The organism is Rhodopseudomonas palustris (assembly GCF_007005445.1).
In the GTDB taxonomy this organism is placed as follows: domain Bacteria; phylum Pseudomonadota; class Alphaproteobacteria; order Rhizobiales; family Xanthobacteraceae; genus Rhodopseudomonas; species Rhodopseudomonas palustris_G.
The window spans coordinates 1,017,165-1,032,737 of sequence record NZ_CP041387.1 but is presented as its reverse complement, the minus strand read 5'-3'; the positions used below and the strand labels follow the sequence as shown (position 1 = coordinate 1,032,737).

Genomic DNA, 15,573 nt, shown 5'->3' with positions numbered 1-15,573 from the left:
CGCAAGATCAAGAATGGCGGTGCATGCCGGTTGCAACCGTCAAAGACGGTCAGCGCGCACCAGAAATGTTGCGGACGTTGTCCGGGCGCGGCTCACCTTCGGGCGGCGTGGTATCTGGTGGCGGCGAAACCGGCTCCGCGGCAGCGGGTGGTGGCGACGGAGGCTGCGGTATCGGCATCGGAGCAGCGACCGCAGCTTCGTACAGCGGCGGCTGCGGCACCGGCCGCTCGGTAGCGCCGGCAGGCGGATAGGCCGCCGAACGATCGGCCGGCGGCTGATAGGCGGGCGGCTGATAGGCCGACGGCGTGACCTCCTTCGGGCGGCGCTTGGCCCAGAAGAACGGTATCACGATTGCAACGGCCAGTCCGAGCACCAGCAGGATCAGCAGCGAGGTCTGCTGCAGGAAGGCGATCGCCGGCACGCTGAGGCCAAGGATCACGCCGACCACTGAGATCTTCCAGGCACGGATGTGCAGGCCGGCCGAGAACGTGCCGAGCGCCAGCAGCGTCAGCACGCCGAGCGCCGCCGCGAGCCCGCCGAGCTGGCGCGTGACCTGCAGCGACATCAACTGCATGCACAACAGCACCGCGCCCCAGTGCAGCACCTGCGACAACACCAGATAGGCGTGCTGATCGGCCGCTCGCGCTTCGCGCCAGCGCGACACCACGCACACCAGACCAATGAACGGCGCCAGAATCACCCAATAAATGCTTGTCGGGGTAAAGCTTGTGTAGGCGACGCCGAACAGCGCCAGCAGCAACATCAGAAGATACGGCCATTCCGAAACGACGAAGCCGCCGATGCCGGAATGCCAATGGGCGCGAGACGCCCCGGATTGCAGGTCGGTCATGATCGATCCTCCAGCAGGCCCCTGTGTAGCACGGAACCGGCGACCGCGCTGCTACTCCAAGCCCCCATCGCGCGACTTGGTAAGCAAGCCACCAAGCAGTCCCGCAAGTCAGCTCAGCGGCAACGATCCGGCGCCGCCACGGTTCCAGAGAGAAGGAACTTGCCGGATGACGGCGCCACGATAGATTAATCTACTAAATCGATTGCTTTAAGAAGAATAATCTGTTTGATTGATTGATCCGTGGACGCGATGGATCGGCAACAAGGAGCCGATCCATGAGCCTGATCACAAATGCCAAGCCGAACCCGCACCATCGTCACCGCCGCACCGCACGTCTCGGGCACCACCTCGCCGCGATCGCGCCCGGAGTGCTGGTGACCGCCGCGATCGCCGCCGCCGCAGTCGGCCTGCGCGCCATCCCGGGGATGCCCGGCATCTCGCCGATGCTGCTGGCGATCCTGATCGGAATCCTGGCGCACAACGCCATCGGTACGCCGTCCTGGGCGGTGCCGGGCGTCAAGTTCAGCCTGCGCCGGGTGCTGCGCTTCGCCATCATCCTGCTCGGGCTGCAGCTCACCACCGCGCAACTGATCGAGGTTGGCGGCGAAGGGCTGGCGATCATTGCCGCGACTCTGCTCGCCACCTTCGGCTTCACGGTATGGTTCGGCCGGGTGCTCGGCGTCGACCGCAAGCTGGCCGAACTGATCGCCGCCGGCACCTCGATCTGCGGCGCCTCCGCCATCATCGCCACCAACACCGTCACGCGCGCCGACGACGAGGACGTCGCCTACGGCGTCGCCTGCGTCACCGTGTTCGGATCGCTAGCGATGGTGATCTATCCGCTGCTGCAGAGCGTGTTCGGCCTCGACGCCCACGGCTTCGGGCTGTGGACCGGCGCCTCGATCCACGAGATCGCGCAAGTCGTCGCCGCCAGCTTCCAGGGTGGCCAGAGCGCCGGCGAATTCGGCACCATCGCCAAGCTGTCGCGGGTGATGATGCTGGCGCCGCTGGTGATCGGGCTCGGCATGCTGGCGCGCCGTCGCGCCCGGCATCAGCCTGCCGGCGACAACGCCCCAACGCCGCCGATGCCGTGGTTCGTGCTCGGCTTCGCGGCGATGATCGGCGTCAATCAGCTCGTCGCCATCCCGCACGAGGCCAGGAGCTGGATCGTGGCGATCACCGCCTTCCTGCTGTCGATGGCGCTGGCGGCGATGGGGCTGGAGACCGACTTGCGCAAACTCGCCGCGCGCGGCCTGCGTCCCGCTCTGCTCGGCCTCACCGCCGCGCTGTTCATTGCCGGCTTCGCGCTGGCGCTTATCAAGCTCACTGGATGGCACGGATGACACTGGAGCAGCTCCGCATCTTCATCGCGGTCGCCGAACAGCAGCACATGACCCGCGCCGCGAGCGGACTGCACCTCACCCAATCGGCCACCAGCGCGGCGATCGCCGCGCTGGAAGCGCGTCATCGCGTCAAGCTGTTCGATCGCGTCGGCCGCGGCATCACGCTCACCCAGGCCGGACGCGACTTTCTCGGCGAAGCCCGCGCCGTGCTCGCCCGCGCCCGCGCCGCCGCGCAGGCGCTCGACGACATCGCCGGCCTGAAGCGCGGCGCCCTCAGCCTCGCCGCCAGCCAGACCGTCGGCAATTACTGGCTGCCGCAGCGATTGCTGCGTTTCCAGCAGCGCTATCCGGGCATCGCGCTGCAACTGACGATCGCCAACACCGAGCAGGTCGCCGCCACGGTGCGCGACGGCCGCGCCGACCTCGGCCTGGTCGAAGGCGAGGTCGACGAGCCGCTGCTCAGCGCGACGCCGATCGGCAGCGACGATCTCGTAATCGTGGTCGCTCGCGACCATCCGTGGCGCTCGCTGCAACGTCTGCCCCCCGTCAAGCTCACCACTACCGGCTGGGTAGTGCGCGAACGCGGCTCCGGCACCCGCGCGATGTTCGAGGCTGCGCTGCGCCGCAGCGGACTGGCGCTCTCCGATCTCGACGTGCGACTCGAACTGCCGTCTAACGAAGCGATCCGCGCCGCGGTTGAAAGTTCCGACTGCGCCACCGCGATTTCCGCTCTGGTCGCGGCGCCCTCGCTCGCCGCCGGCACGCTTCACATCGTAGGATTCGATCTTCCGCATCGCACATTTCATCTGCTGCGCCACAGGCAGCACAGCGAGAGCCGGGCGGAGAATGCACTGCTTGCTGAATTGTCGGAAACATCTCCGAGCTAATTGGCACGTGGTTACCTGTATCGTCGCAGCGAATTCACAGTTCCAAGAACAGGAACTCACGGACCCGCAACTATCCAAAGAAAACTGAGCGCGTTTGCCCCGTATCGTTGCAGCACCGCGAAAGCCGTGCCTAGCATTGCAACCTTGGAGGGCAGCAAGTTGCGCAAGAGGCTGACGCTTTCGACCAGGCTGGCGATTTTGGTGGTCTCGACGGTGGTGCTGACCGCGATCGGCGTCGGCTATCTCGGCTACCGCAACATCGCGCCGGTGGCGATCGAGCGAACCTTGGCTGGTCTCAACGCCGATGCCTCATCCCAGGCCCGCGACCTGTCGCATCTTGTCAACAGCGTCAGTGCCGATCTGCTCGGCTTCCGCCGCATCATCGGCATCGACGAACTGATCGAACTCAACCTCGATCCGTCGAAGAAGGCCGCCGGCGGAGAGAGCTTGCCGCGATGGCGAGAGCGGATCGGTCGACGTCTGGCGCTGGAACTCGAAAACAAGCCGGATATTGCGCACTATCGACTGATCAGCCTCGGCGACCCCGGTCGCGACGTGGTCCGCGTCGAGCGGCGGCCAGGGGGCGAAATTCGCGTCTTCGCCGGCGACGAGCTGCGGCGGCCGAGCGGGGCCGCCCTGGTGCAACTCGGGCTCACGGCGGAAGACGGAGACATGGTGGTCTCCACGGTCGAACTCGAGCAGATCGACGATCGCACCGGCACCACGCCGACGCGGCGCCCCGTCCTTCACGTCGTCACCCCAGTGTTCGCCGAGGATGGCCGACGATTCGGCGTGATGGCTGCGACCATCGACCTGCGCAAGCCTTTCACCGGGTTGCGAGCTCCGGTTCACGCCAGCTCCAGAATCTACGTGGTCGATCGAGAGGGCAGCTATCTGTTTCATCCTGACGCCCGGAACACCGACATCACCGCCGATCTGGTGTCGAACCTGCTGGAGGACTTTCCGGCGCTTGTCGGCGCCTTGACCGGAAACGTCTGGACGCCGGCAGTGATCGCAAACCGTGACGGCGAGCGGTTCGGTGTCGCAGTCCAGCCGATGAACGTCGCCGGCACAGCACCGCTGGTGCTGGTCGAAGCGATCGCCGAACAGAACATGACCCGCGGTCCGATGCTGGCCTGGGCGAAGTCGACCTTGATCGGCGGCAGCTTCGCGGTGCTAGTCGCTACCGTGCTGGCGGTGGCGTTCGCCCGCAGCCTGGCACGGCCGCTATCGGACATGACACGTGCGGTCGAAAGCCTCGGCAGCGGCGCACCGCTGGCGCTGCCCCGCAATGCCGGCGGCGAGATCGGCGTACTGGCCGAAGCGTTCTCCGCAACCATGCAGGAGGCGCGCGACAAGACCGCCGCGCTCCGCCGCGAGAAGGAGATTTTCGAGTCGATCATGAACGCGATGGCGGAGGCCGTGCTGTTGATCGATGCCGAAGGCCGGGTGATCTACGAGAACCCCGCCGCCGTGGCGCTGCGCACCGCGCCGTCCGGATGGAGCGGACCGACCTGGGAAAGCTCGGTGGAGTCGTTCCTCACCGATGGCGTGACGCCCCTCGAGGTCGATCAGCGCCCCGGACGGCGGGCAATGCGCGGCGAACCGGTCGACCGCTTCGAACTGATCCTCCACGTGCTCGGCAGCGACAAGATCGTCGACGTCTCCGGCAATGCGCGGCCGATCCGCGACGCCGAAGGCGTGATCAGCGGCGCGGTGGTCGTGTTCACCGACGTCTCCGCCCTCAAGGAGACCGAACGCCGGCTGCACCAGGCGCAGAAGCTCGAGGCGATCGGCCAGCTCACCGGCGGCGTCGCCCACGACTTCAACAACATGCTGACCGTGATCAGCGGCACCGCGGAAATCCTGCTCGACGAGCTCGCCGACCGGCCCGATCTCGTCACCATCGCCAAGATGATCGATCAGGCTGCCGAGCGCGGCGCGGACCTGACCCGGCAGTTACTCGCCTTCGCACGCAAGCAACCGCTGCAGCCGCGTAACATCGACGTCAACACCGTGGTGTCGAATATCAAGCAATTGTTGCGACCGACCATCGGCGAGCACATCGAGATCGACGTCCGGCTCGATCCCGCGGTCGACCCGGCGTTGATCGATCCGTCGCAACTGTCGTCGGCGCTGCTCAACCTCGCCGTCAACGCGCGCGACGCGATGCCGGGTGGAGGCAAGCTGCTGTTCGAGACCGCCAATGTGTCGCTCGACGCCGACTATGCCGAGCACCACCCCGAAGTGAAGCCGGGCCGCTACGTCATGATTGCGGTCAGCGACTCCGGCGCCGGCATGGCACCGTCCGTACTGGACAAGGCGTTCGAGCCGTTCTTCACCACCAAGAGTGTCGGCAAAGGCACCGGGCTCGGGCTGAGCATGGTGTACGGCTTCGTCAAACAATCGAACGGCCACATCCAGATCTACAGCGAGCAACGGCACGGCACCACCGTCAAGCTGTATCTGCCGCGGGCCGATTCCGGGATCGACGCGCCGCCTTCGATCATCCCCGTCGAGGGCGGCAGCGAAACTATCCTGCTGGTCGAGGACGAGGAACTGGTCCGCAACTTCGCCCTCGCCCAGCTCCGCGGCCTCGGCTATCGCACCATCGCGGCGGCGGACGGCGCAGCGGCGCTCGCCGAGGTCAGGCGTGGCACGCCGTTCGACCTGCTACTGACCGATATCATCATGCCCGGCGGGCTCAACGGCCGCGAGCTGGCCGATGCGGTGGCGCGGATTCGGCCTGTGAAGGTGCTGTACACCTCGGGCTACACCGAGAACGCCATCGTGCACCACGGCCGGCTCGATCCCGGCGTGCTGCTGCTGTCGAAGCCGTTCCGCCGCGCCGATCTGGCGCGGCTGGTCCGCGCGGCGCTGAGTCGTGCCGACCACCGGCCGGCCGACGATCTGGCCGGCACGGAACACAAGAGCGCGGCGAGTTAGATCACCCGGCCGGCATTCGCCCAATACGGATCGCGCAGGCGTCGCTTGAAGATCTTGCCGGAATCCTCGCGCGGCAGCTCCGGCATGATCTTGATGTGCTTGGGCACCTTGTAGTCGGCGAGTGCCAGCTTGAGCTGCGAGCGAACGAAATTCTCGTCCACCGTAACGCCGGGCTGAGGCTCAAGCATCGCCATCAGCGCCTCGCCGAATTCCGCATCCGGAATGCCGAACACCGCGCAATCGTGCACGCCCGGAACCGCGTGCAGCGCCGCCTCGATCTCGGCGGGATAAATGTTGACGCCGCCGGAGATCACCATGTCGCGCTTGCGATCGCAGATGAACACGTAGCCGTCGTCGTCGAGATAGCCCATATCGCCGGAGGTGATGAAACCGTCGCGGTCGATCTCCGCGCGCTTCTCCGGCTTGTTGTGATAGGTGAAGTCCGGATTGCCGGCGATCCGCGAAAAGATCTCGCCGATCTGCCCCTGCGGCACTTCGTTGCCGTCGTCGTCGATGAACTTCAGCTCGGCGCCGTGCGCAATCTTGCCGACGGTGCCTGGCTTGTTCAGCGCGTCTTCGGACGTCGCGAACGTCACGGCGCCGCTTTCGGTCGAGCCGTAGAACTCGTAGATCACCGGCCCCCACCATGCGATCATCGCACGCTTGACGTCGGCCGGGCACGGCGCGGCGGCGTGGATGACATGGCGCAGCGACGAGACGTCGTATTTGGCGCGCACCTCGGCGGGCAGCTTCATCAGCCGGATGAACATCGTCGGCACCATGAATACGGTGTCGATCTTGTGCTCCTGCACCAGCGCCAAGAACTCTTCGGGGTGGAAGCGCGGCATCAGCACCAGCACGCCGCCGAGCTTGCCGGCGCGGATGCCGAACGAGTTCGGCGCCGAGTGATACAGCGGGCCCGGGCACAGCGCCCGGGCTTGCGGCTTCAGACCGTAGATCGTCGCGCGCATCTTCTCGGCATGCGCCGCCTGCTCCGGCGTCGGCGCGAACCGCTTGACGCCTTTCGGGTGCCCGGTGGTGCCGGAGGTGTAGATCATGTTCTGCGGCTGCGGCAACGCCGGGCCGTCATACGGCTTCTGCTGCGCCATCCAGCCGTCGAGACCGATCGCGCCGGTCGGCGGCGACAGATGATCCGGCGCGATCTTGTAGTTGGCGATCACTTCCGGTGGCGTCGGCACGCTGAGCACCGGAAGGTCCGCCGGGATCGCCGAGGCGACGGCGTGCAACAGATCGGCGTGGCCGATCAGCACCCGGGTTGCGGAATCGGCGATGATGTAGCCGACTTCTTCGGGCTTGAAATGCCAGTTTACCGGCACCGCATAGGCGCCGAGCGTCATCACGCCGTACACCGCCTCCATGAATGCGATATCGTTGCGCATCAGCACGCAGACGCAATCGCCGGGTTTGACGCCGAGCGCCTGCAGTCCGCCGGCGATGGTCGCGACGCGGGCGTTCACTTCGTCGAAGCTGCGGCGGCGGTCGCCGGAAACGATGCCGTGATAAAGCTGGTTCTCAGACATTGTTACTCTCCGATTCTCGAGTCGGGGTTGGCTGCAGCGCGCGAGTATGACGCAACGCTGCGGCGCGTTGATGCGGCGCTTATACGTGAAGACGCCGCGCGATGCGCGCGGCGTCCTCTCGATAAGTCATGTATTTGCCGCGTGGCGCTATGCGTCGATGAAATTCGGCGCGCGCTTTTCCAAATTCGCCCGCACCGCCTCGGTCTGGTTCGGCGAGCCGATCAGTTTCTGTTGCTCGACGCTTTCGGCGAGCAGCGCCGGTCCGGGATCGATCGACAGCTTGTTCATCATCCGCTTGGCGGCGCGGATCGCGTCCGGATTCTTGCCGGCGATCTCGCGCGCCATCGCCAGCGCGGCCTGATACGGATCGTCGACGACCTTGGTGGCGAGGCCGAGACTCACCGCCTCCTGTGCATCGACGACGCGGCCGGTGTAGGTCAATTCGCGCAGCACGTCGTCGCGCAGCAGCGTCGCCAGGATCGGCGTGCCGGCCATGTCGGGCACCAGACCCCATTTGATCTCCATGATCGACATCCTGGCGTCCGGCGCCATCAGCCGGATGTCGGCACCGAGCGCGAGCTGACAGCCTCCGCCGAACGCGACACCGTGCACCGCAGCAATCACCGGCACCGGCAGCATCCGCCAGCCCCATACCGCCTGTTGCGGTGCGTTGGCCTGGCCGTGGGTGCGCTTGGTCAGGTCTCGAAATTCGCCTCCCGGAATTCCGTTGCCGCCGCTCTCCTTCATCGCGGCGAAACGTCCCATGTCGAGGCCGGCGCAGAACGCCTTGCCCTCCCCCGACAGCACCACGGCGCGCACGCCTTTGTCCTGCGCCAGCCGTTCGGTGGTGCTCACCAACGCCTCGAACATCGCAGCATCGAGCGCATTCATCTTGTCCACGCGCACCAGTCGAACATCGGCGACGCCATCCGTGATCGTCACCGAAACGCGATCGTTCATCGGGAAGTCCCTTCGTTGTTTTGCGTTGCCGCGCTACAGAAAAGCGTTGTCGGGATTTAGTCAATCACCTAATTAACGGTCAGCTTCAACTTTCCCAGGCGGTTTTCTTCATGTTCACAGATCAGCTTCTCGCCGGCCGTCGCATCCTCGTCACCGGTGGCGGCACCGGTCTCGGCAAGGCGATGGCGGCGCGCTTCCTGCAACTCGGCGCCGAAGTCCACATCTGCGGCCGCCGCAAGGGCGTGTGCGACGAGACCGCGACCGAACTGATGGATCAGTACGGCGGCAAGGTGATGACCTACGGCGTCGATATCCGCGACGCGGCGGCGGTCGACCATATGGTCGAGACCATCTTCGAGAGCGGGCCGCTCACCGACCTGATCAACAACGCGGCGGGAAATTTCATCTCGCGGAGTGAGGATCTCAGCCCGCGCGGTTTCGACGCCGTCGCCAACATCGTGATGCACGGCACGTTCTACGTCACCCACGCGGTCGGCAAGCGCTGGATCGCCGGCGGCCATCGCGGCAACGTGGTGTCGATCACCACCACCTGGGTGCGCAACGGCAGCCCCTATGTGGTGCCGTCGGCGATGAGCAAGTCGGCGATCCATGCCATGACGATGTCGCTCGCCACCGAATGGGGAAAATACGGCATCCGCCTCAACACCATTGCGCCCGGCGAAATTCCGACCGAGGGCATGAGCAAGCGGATCAAGCCGGGCGACGAGGCCGGTGCCCGCACCATCAAGATGAATCCGATGGGCCGCGTCGGCACCATGGAAGAGCTGCAGAACCTCGCCACCTTCCTGATCTCCGGCGGCTGCGACTGGATCAGCGGCGAAACCATCGCGATGGACGGCGCCCAGGGCCTCGCCATGGGCGGCAACTTCTACCAGCTCCGCGACTGGAGCGACGCCGACTGGGAGCAGGCCAAGGCCTCGATCAAGGCCCAGAACGAAAAAGACCGCGCGCAGCGGGGGTAACCGCCGCCAGTTTGTCATGGCCGGGATCGACGGTGCTGGTTGCTACGCCAACGCAAGCTCACCACCGTCATCCCCTCGGATGCGGGGATCCAGTACTACGGATAGCCTGCGGCTGACCACGAACGCTCTGCAATACTGGGTCGCCCGGACGAGCCGGGCGATGACCAGGTTGTTGTGCGCAGCCATTGTGCCCTGCAACGCCGCCCGGCTCTGCTCTCGCCGCGGCATTTACTTCCCACCCGCGACATTCCCTCCCGCTTGTGTTTGCCTGCGAAGCGCGGCAGACTTCCGGCAAACAACAAGCAACTAATAATATCCAGGGAGTGACAATGTCCGACCTTCAGGAGAAGGCCCGCACGGCCGCCTTCAATTCGCCTGCGCCGGCTGCCTCGTCGGAGCCGGCCACGCTGGCCGATGTGATCCGCGCACAGGCCGAGACCCGCGGCAACGAGATCGCCTACGAATTCGAAGGCCGCATCAGCACCTTTGCCGACTTCGATCGCCACACAAATCAGGTCGCCCGCGCGCTGCAGGCCTCCGGCGTGCAACCGAACGAGCGCATCGCCTATCTCGGCAAGAACAGCGACATTTATTTCGAGCTGTGGAGTGGCGCGATCAAGGCCAAGGCGGTGATGGCGCCGGTGAACTGGCGCCTTGCAGGGCCGGAGATCGCCTACATCGTCGAAGACTGCAAGGCGGCGATCCTGTTCGTCGGCCCGGAATTCGTCGATCAGGTCCGCGGCCTGAAAGACCAGATCCCCAGCGTGCGCCACATCATCACTACCGAAGGCGGCGCGCCGGAGTGGCAGGACTTTGCCAAATGGCGCGACGCGCAGCCGAGTGACGATCCGCAGGTCGCGATCGCGCCGTCCGACATCGCGATCCAGCTCTACACCTCCGGCACTACCGGAAAGCCGAAGGGCGCGATGCTCAGCCACGCCAACTTCCTGTCGCTGGTCCGCGCCGGCCAGGACAACAAACCGGAGTGGAACACCTGGACGCCCGACGACGTGTCGCTGGTGGCGATGCCGGTGTTTCACATCGGCGGCTCCGGCTGGGGCATGATGGGGATCTATCACGGCGCCAAGGGCGTGATCGCGCGCGAATTCGATCCGACCAAGGTGCTCGATTTCTTCGAGCAGTCCGGCATCACCAAGCTGTTCATGGTGCCGGCGGCGATGCAATTCGTGGTGCGGCAGCCGCGTGCGCGCGAGGTCGATTTCTCGCGGCTGAAATACATGCTGTACGGCGCCTCACCGATTCCGGCGGCGCTGTTGAAGGAGTGCATCGAGGTCTTCAAGTGCGGCTTCGTGCAGATGTACGGCATGACCGAGACCACCGGCACCATCGTGGCGCTGCCGCCGGAGGATCATGTCGAAGGGCTGGAGCGGATGCGCTCGGCCGGCAAGGCGCTGCCCGGGGTCGAGATCGCAATCCTCGATCCCGACGGCAAGCCGCTGCCGCCGCGCCAGGTCGGCGAGATCGCCACCCGCTCCGGCTCCAACATGGTGGGCTACTGGAATCTCCCCGACGCCACCAAGAAGACGATCGACGCCGACAACTGGCTGCGCACCGGTGACGCCGGCTACATGGACGAGGACGGCTACGTCTACATCCACGATCGCATCAAGGACATGATCATCTCCGGCGGCGAGAACATCTATCCGGCCGAGGTCGAGAGCGCGATCTGCGATCATCCGGACGTCGCCGAGGTCGCGGTGGTCGGCGTGCCGGACGATCAGTGGGGCGAAGCCGTCAAGGCCGTGGTGGTGATGAAGCCCGGCAAGGAAGCCACCGCGCAGGACATCATCGGCTTCACCCGCACCCGGATCGCCGGCTACAAGACTCCGAAGTCGATCGACTTCATCCCGGCCCTGCCCCGCAACGCCTCCGGCAAGATCCTCCGCCGCCAGCTCCGCGATCCGTATTGGAGCGGCAAGGACCGGCAGGTAAACTGAGGGGCGGCCACATCGGACGGCGACGCTAAGCCGCCAAAGCCCGGCGCACATCCCTCTCGTTCGTCATTCCGGGGCGCGAGCGTAGCTCGCGAACCCGGAATCGATAAACACAGTGGTCGCGTTAAGCCACCGCGTGGCAAACACCTGCTGACACGGCGAAGCCAGGGGATATGGATTCCGGGCTCGCGCTTCGCGCGCCCCGGAATGACCACGGCGAGGTACTGCGTGTAGCGCCGTAGGGTGGGCAACGCGAAGCGTGCCCACCCTACAGATATCTATCGCTTGTTCGCGCCCATGTAGCCGAACAGGAAGCCCGCCACCTTGCGCATCTGGATTTCCTCGCTGCCCTCGGTGATGCGATAGCGGCGGTGGTGGCGGTAGATGTGTTCGAACTGCTTGTGGCGCGAATAGCCGATGCCGCCGTGGACTTGAATCGCGCGGTCGGCCGCCTGGCCGCACAGCCGGTTCGCCCAGTAGTTACACATCGACACCTTGTCGGACAGCGTGTGCTCGACCTGCGCCTGGGTCATCTGATCCATCTCCCACGCGGTCTTGCGGATCAGGAGGCGCAGCATCTCGGCCTGGGTGGCAAGCTCGACGAGCGGGAACTGGATCGCCTGGTTGCGCGCCAGTTCTTCGCCGAACGGTTTGCGCTCACGCGCGTACTTCACGCTTTCATTGATGCAGAACACCGCGGCGCCGAGCGACGAGGCTGCCTGACGGATGCGATTCTCGTGCACGAAGCACTGCGCCAGCGACAGGCCGCGGCCTACCTCGCCGAACACCGCCTCCTCGGTGACGAACACATCGGTGAAGCTCACCCGCGGATGGTCGGTCGGCATGTTGAAGGTCCACAAGTACTCTTCGACCTTCACGCCAGTCGCATCGGCCGGCACCAGGAAGCAGGTGATGCCACGCGCGTCGCCGTCATTGCCCGAGGTGCGGGCGAACAGCGCACAATGCGTGGCGACGTGCATGCCCGTCGTCCACATCTTCTCGCCGTTGATCACCCAGCCTTTCTTGCCGTCGCGAGTCGCCTCTTCGGCGCGCGTCTCCATGTGGGTCGCGTCCGAGCCGTGGTCCGGCTCGGTCAAGCCGAACGTGATGCGATACTTGCCCTTGATCGAGCCGTCGATCATCGCCTTCTGATCGTCGCGGCCGTATAGATCGAGCATCTTCACGATCGGGAAATTGCCGACGATCGAATGCTCGTTCTGCAGATCGTTGTGCAGGCCGAGTCCCTTGGCGGCGAAGTGTTCGCGGATCACCGCCATCCAGAGGTTGGTACCGTCCTGGCCGCCGTAGCGCTTCGGAATCGCGAAGCGGAGATGGCCGGCCTCATCGGCGAGATCCTTCGCCTTGCGCAGCAGCTCTTCCCAGTCGTGACGCGGCAGCCCGCCGTGTTCGAAATCGGTCCGCGCCCATTCGCGGCGATGATCGAAGAAGCGGATGTTGTCGTCGGCCTGCTCCAGCGGCTTGATCTTCGCGTCGATGAAGCGGTCGAGTTCGGCCAAATAGGCGACCAGATCGGGCGGCAGAGAGAAATCCAAGGCGTGCTCCCACAGTCTTCGTGTTGTTGTTGATCTTGTTAAGCGACCGATTAACATGCGCCGTGCAGGACAAGTCAAGCGCGCTTCAGCCGCACAATTCTGCTCAACGAAAAAAGGAAACGCCGATGGCGCTGCAGTTCTCCACCGTCACCCGCAAGGGCCCGATCACCATCGTCACGCTGTCGCGGCCCGAAGTGTACAACGCGCTGCACACCGACGCGCATTTCGAACTCGAAGGCGTGTTCAACGATTTCGCCGCCGATCCCGAGCAGTGGGTCGCGATCGTCACCGGCGCCGGCGACAAGGCGTTCTGCGCCGGCAACGATCTGAAGTGGCAGGCGTCGGGCGGCAAGCGCGGCTGGGGCGAGAGCGGGTTCGGCGGGCTCACCTCGCGGTTCGACTGCGACAAGCCGATCATCGCAGCGGTGAACGGCGTGGCGATGGGCGGCGGCTTCGAGATCGCGCTCGCCTGCGACCTGATCATCGCGGCGGAGAACGCAACCTTTGCGCTGCCCGAGCCGCGCGTCGGCCTCGCGGCGCTCGCCGGCGGCCTGCACCGCCTGCCCCGCCAGATCGGGCTGAAGCGCGCGATGGGCATGATCCTCACCGCCCGCCACGTTCCTGCCCGGGAGGGGCTGGAGCTCGGCTTCGTCAACGAAGTCGTGCCGCAGGGCGAAGCGCTCGCCGCCGCCGAACGCTGGGCCGAAGCCATCTGTGCCGTCTCGCCGATGTCGATCCGCGCCTCGAAGCAGACACTGTCGCGAGGTTTGGAGGTATCACTGCCGCAGGCGATCGCCGAACAGCGCGACTATCCGGCCGTGAAGGCGATGGTGGCGTCGCAGGACTACATCGAAGGACCGAAGGCGTTCTCGGAGAAGCGCGCGCCGAACTGGCAGGGCAAGTAGTTCCTCGCCGAGAGATCTCTTTCGTCATGGCGAGGAGCGCAGCGACGAAGCAATCCGGAAGTTCAGTGCAAGGCGACTGGATTGCTTCGCTGCGCTCGCAATGACGACGCGGAACGAAGGGGACACAGCCTCTCCGAGTCATTCCGGGGCGCGAGCGCAGCGAGCCTCGAAGGATGCGGCGGCGAATGCTCACAGCTCATCCTTCGAGGCCGTCGCTTCGCGACGGCGCCTCAGGATGACGCAGCCTCTTTGGATTCGCTTCCCTGCATCTCCCGCCGATAGCTCGCATAGTTCGGCTGATCGACGGCGAGCTTGGCCAGCGTGGTGCGCCACAGATGGTCCTTGACGCCGGGCGTCGATAGGTCGACCGCGCCGGAGGCGATGCGATCGGCGAGTTCGCCATTGAGATTGAACAGCGAGCCGTCATGGCCGAGCAGCGCCTTCAGGCTGGCGTGTTCTTCGGCATCGCTTTCGCCCGACAACGCCAATTGCCGCGTCACCAGATCGAGTGCATTGATGCCGACCCGCAGCTTAAACGCGGCGTGGCCGGAGATCTGTGGAACGATCTGCTCGCGCAGAAAGTCCGCCACCGCCTTGATCAGTTCGTCCGGCCTCGGTTCGTCCTGCATCGCTGCCTCGCTGAATGATTAGCCGCGCGGCGCCAGCAGCCGCAGCAGATCGATTTCGGTTTCCGACGAGCGGCGGCCGATCATCGCAGGCTCCATCGAATGATCGGGGCCTTGACGGAACCGCTGCATCATGCCGCAGCACATGATGCCCCAGCGCAGCGTGCCCATCACTTCCCAGAACTTGACGCGATCCGGATCGACGCGGCCGCCCGCGGCTTCGTAACCTTCGAACATCTCCTCGCGCGAGCCGAGCCCGCCGACCGGCTTGTCGATCTCGCCGAACCGCCAGGAATTGACGCAGATCCAGCCGAGGTCTTCCATCGGATCGCCGCGATGCGCCAGTTCCCAATCCAGCACCGCGCGAACGCCGTCCGGACCGATGATCAGGTTGCCGTGGCGGAAATCGCCGTGCACCAGCGTGACCGCTTTCGACGCGCCGGGGTCGTTGTGGCCGAGCCAGCGCAGCGCCAGTTCGAACACCGGCCGCGGCCACGCCATGCTGCGATAGTCATCGCGCAGCAGACCGATCTCCTCGCTCGAACTGATCGTCCGCAAGCTCGGCAGCGCGGCACTGTCGATGCCGTGCAGGCCGGCGAGGATGGTGCCGATCTGCCGCGCCAGCTTCGGCCGCGCTTCGGCGAACTGCGCATCGCGCAGGATCTTGCGCGGGATGGTCTCGCCCTCGACGCGCCGCATCACGAAGCCGGCGCCGAGCGCGTCGGCTTCGGTGAGGACGTGCAGCACCTGCGGCGACGGTACGCCGGCCTCGTAGGCGAGCCCCATCAGTTCGGCTTCGACATCGAGGCCCGCGGCACGCCCGGAAACGCTGCCGTAACCCGGCGGCGAGCGGCGCAGGATCGCCGCGATGTCGCCGTCCGGCCGCTCAATCACGAACGACCACGTCTCCTGGCTCGCGCCGCCTGAGAGCTGCGCGAGATCACGAACGCCGGTCGCCCCAATGCACCATCCGACCACGCTCTTCTTCAGCGCGTCGGCAAAAGCTGCAGCGGCCATGTCGGGC

At 65.6% G+C, this 15,573-nt stretch carries 12 protein-coding genes; 6 read left to right on the top strand and 6 right to left on the bottom strand.

Going from position 1 to position 15,573, the window contains the following annotated elements:
* Positions 1 to 49 precede the first annotated feature (49 nt).
* Positions 50 to 850, bottom strand: a complete 801-nt coding sequence (locus tag FLL57_RS04725; protein WP_047307339.1) for a hypothetical protein — start codon at positions 848 to 850, stop codon at positions 50 to 52.
* Positions 851 to 1,125: 275 nt separating this feature from the next.
* Between FLL57_RS04725 and FLL57_RS04720 the strand changes: the two genes are divergently transcribed.
* The 3 genes from FLL57_RS04720 (at position 1,126) to FLL57_RS04710 (ending at position 6,026) form a co-directional block, all read left to right on the top strand.
* Positions 1,126 to 2,193 (top strand): YeiH family protein, encoded by a 1,068-nt coding sequence (locus FLL57_RS04720; protein ID WP_142882264.1) that lies wholly within the window; start codon positions 1,126 to 1,128, stop codon positions 2,191 to 2,193.
* On the top strand, positions 2,190 to 3,080 hold the full coding sequence (locus FLL57_RS04715) for a LysR family transcriptional regulator (protein ID WP_142882263.1): 891 nt from the start codon (positions 2,190 to 2,192) through the stop codon (positions 3,078 to 3,080). Before FLL57_RS04720 ends, FLL57_RS04715 begins: the two co-directional genes overlap by 4 nt.
* 159 nt (positions 3,081 to 3,239) lie before the next feature.
* The gene (locus FLL57_RS04710) at positions 3,240 to 6,026 is read left to right on the top strand and encodes an ATP-binding protein (RefSeq protein WP_142882262.1); all 2,787 of its coding nucleotides are present in this window, start codon (positions 3,240 to 3,242) and stop codon (positions 6,024 to 6,026) included.
* On the opposite strand, the gene FLL57_RS04705 is transcribed toward FLL57_RS04710, so the two are convergent.
* Positions 6,023 to 7,567: an acyl-CoA synthetase gene (locus FLL57_RS04705; protein WP_142882261.1), complete on the bottom strand. Its 1,545-nt coding sequence runs from the start codon at positions 7,565 to 7,567 to the stop codon at positions 6,023 to 6,025. The two genes, FLL57_RS04710 and FLL57_RS04705, sit on opposite strands and share 4 nt — an antisense overlap.
* Positions 7,568 to 7,714: 147 nt before the next feature.
* Entirely contained in the window at positions 7,715 to 8,527 is an 813-nt protein-coding gene (locus FLL57_RS04700) for a crotonase/enoyl-CoA hydratase family protein (protein ID WP_142882260.1), read from the bottom strand.
* Positions 8,528 to 8,637: 110 nt separating this feature from the next.
* On the opposite strand from FLL57_RS04700, the gene FLL57_RS04695 reads away from it, so the two are divergent.
* Together FLL57_RS04695 and FLL57_RS04690 are read left to right on the top strand one after the other, a co-directional pair.
* A complete protein-coding gene (locus tag FLL57_RS04695) occupies positions 8,638 to 9,510 on the top strand; it encodes an SDR family oxidoreductase (RefSeq protein WP_013503444.1) in 873 nt (290 codons plus the stop codon).
* 329 nt (positions 9,511 to 9,839) lie between these two features.
* A complete protein-coding gene (locus FLL57_RS04690) occupies positions 9,840 to 11,468 on the top strand; it encodes a fatty acid--CoA ligase (protein WP_013503445.1) in 1,629 nt (542 codons plus the stop codon).
* A 275-nt stretch (positions 11,469 to 11,743) separates the two neighbouring features.
* On the opposite strand, the gene FLL57_RS04685 is transcribed toward FLL57_RS04690, so the two are convergent.
* Positions 11,744 to 13,018, bottom strand: a complete 1,275-nt coding sequence (locus tag FLL57_RS04685) for an acyl-CoA dehydrogenase family protein (protein ID WP_013503446.1) — start codon at positions 13,016 to 13,018, stop codon at positions 11,744 to 11,746.
* Positions 13,019 to 13,143: 125 nt separating this feature from the next.
* Here FLL57_RS04685 and FLL57_RS04680 point away from each other — a divergent pair, with 125 nt between their 5' ends.
* Entirely contained in the window at positions 13,144 to 13,923 is a 780-nt protein-coding gene (locus FLL57_RS04680; RefSeq protein ID WP_013503447.1) for an enoyl-CoA hydratase-related protein, read from the top strand.
* A gap of 230 nt (positions 13,924 to 14,153) precedes the next feature.
* Here FLL57_RS04680 and FLL57_RS04675 read toward each other — a convergent pair whose 3' ends face one another.
* Positions 14,154 to 14,552: a DUF6285 domain-containing protein gene (locus FLL57_RS04675; RefSeq protein ID WP_013503448.1), complete on the bottom strand. Its 399-nt coding sequence runs from the start codon at positions 14,550 to 14,552 to the stop codon at positions 14,154 to 14,156.
* Positions 14,553 to 14,570: 18 nt separating this feature from the next.
* Positions 14,571 to 15,566, bottom strand: a complete 996-nt coding sequence (locus tag FLL57_RS04670; RefSeq protein ID WP_142882259.1) for a phosphotransferase family protein — start codon at positions 15,564 to 15,566, stop codon at positions 14,571 to 14,573.
* Positions 15,567 to 15,573 lie beyond the last annotated feature (7 nt).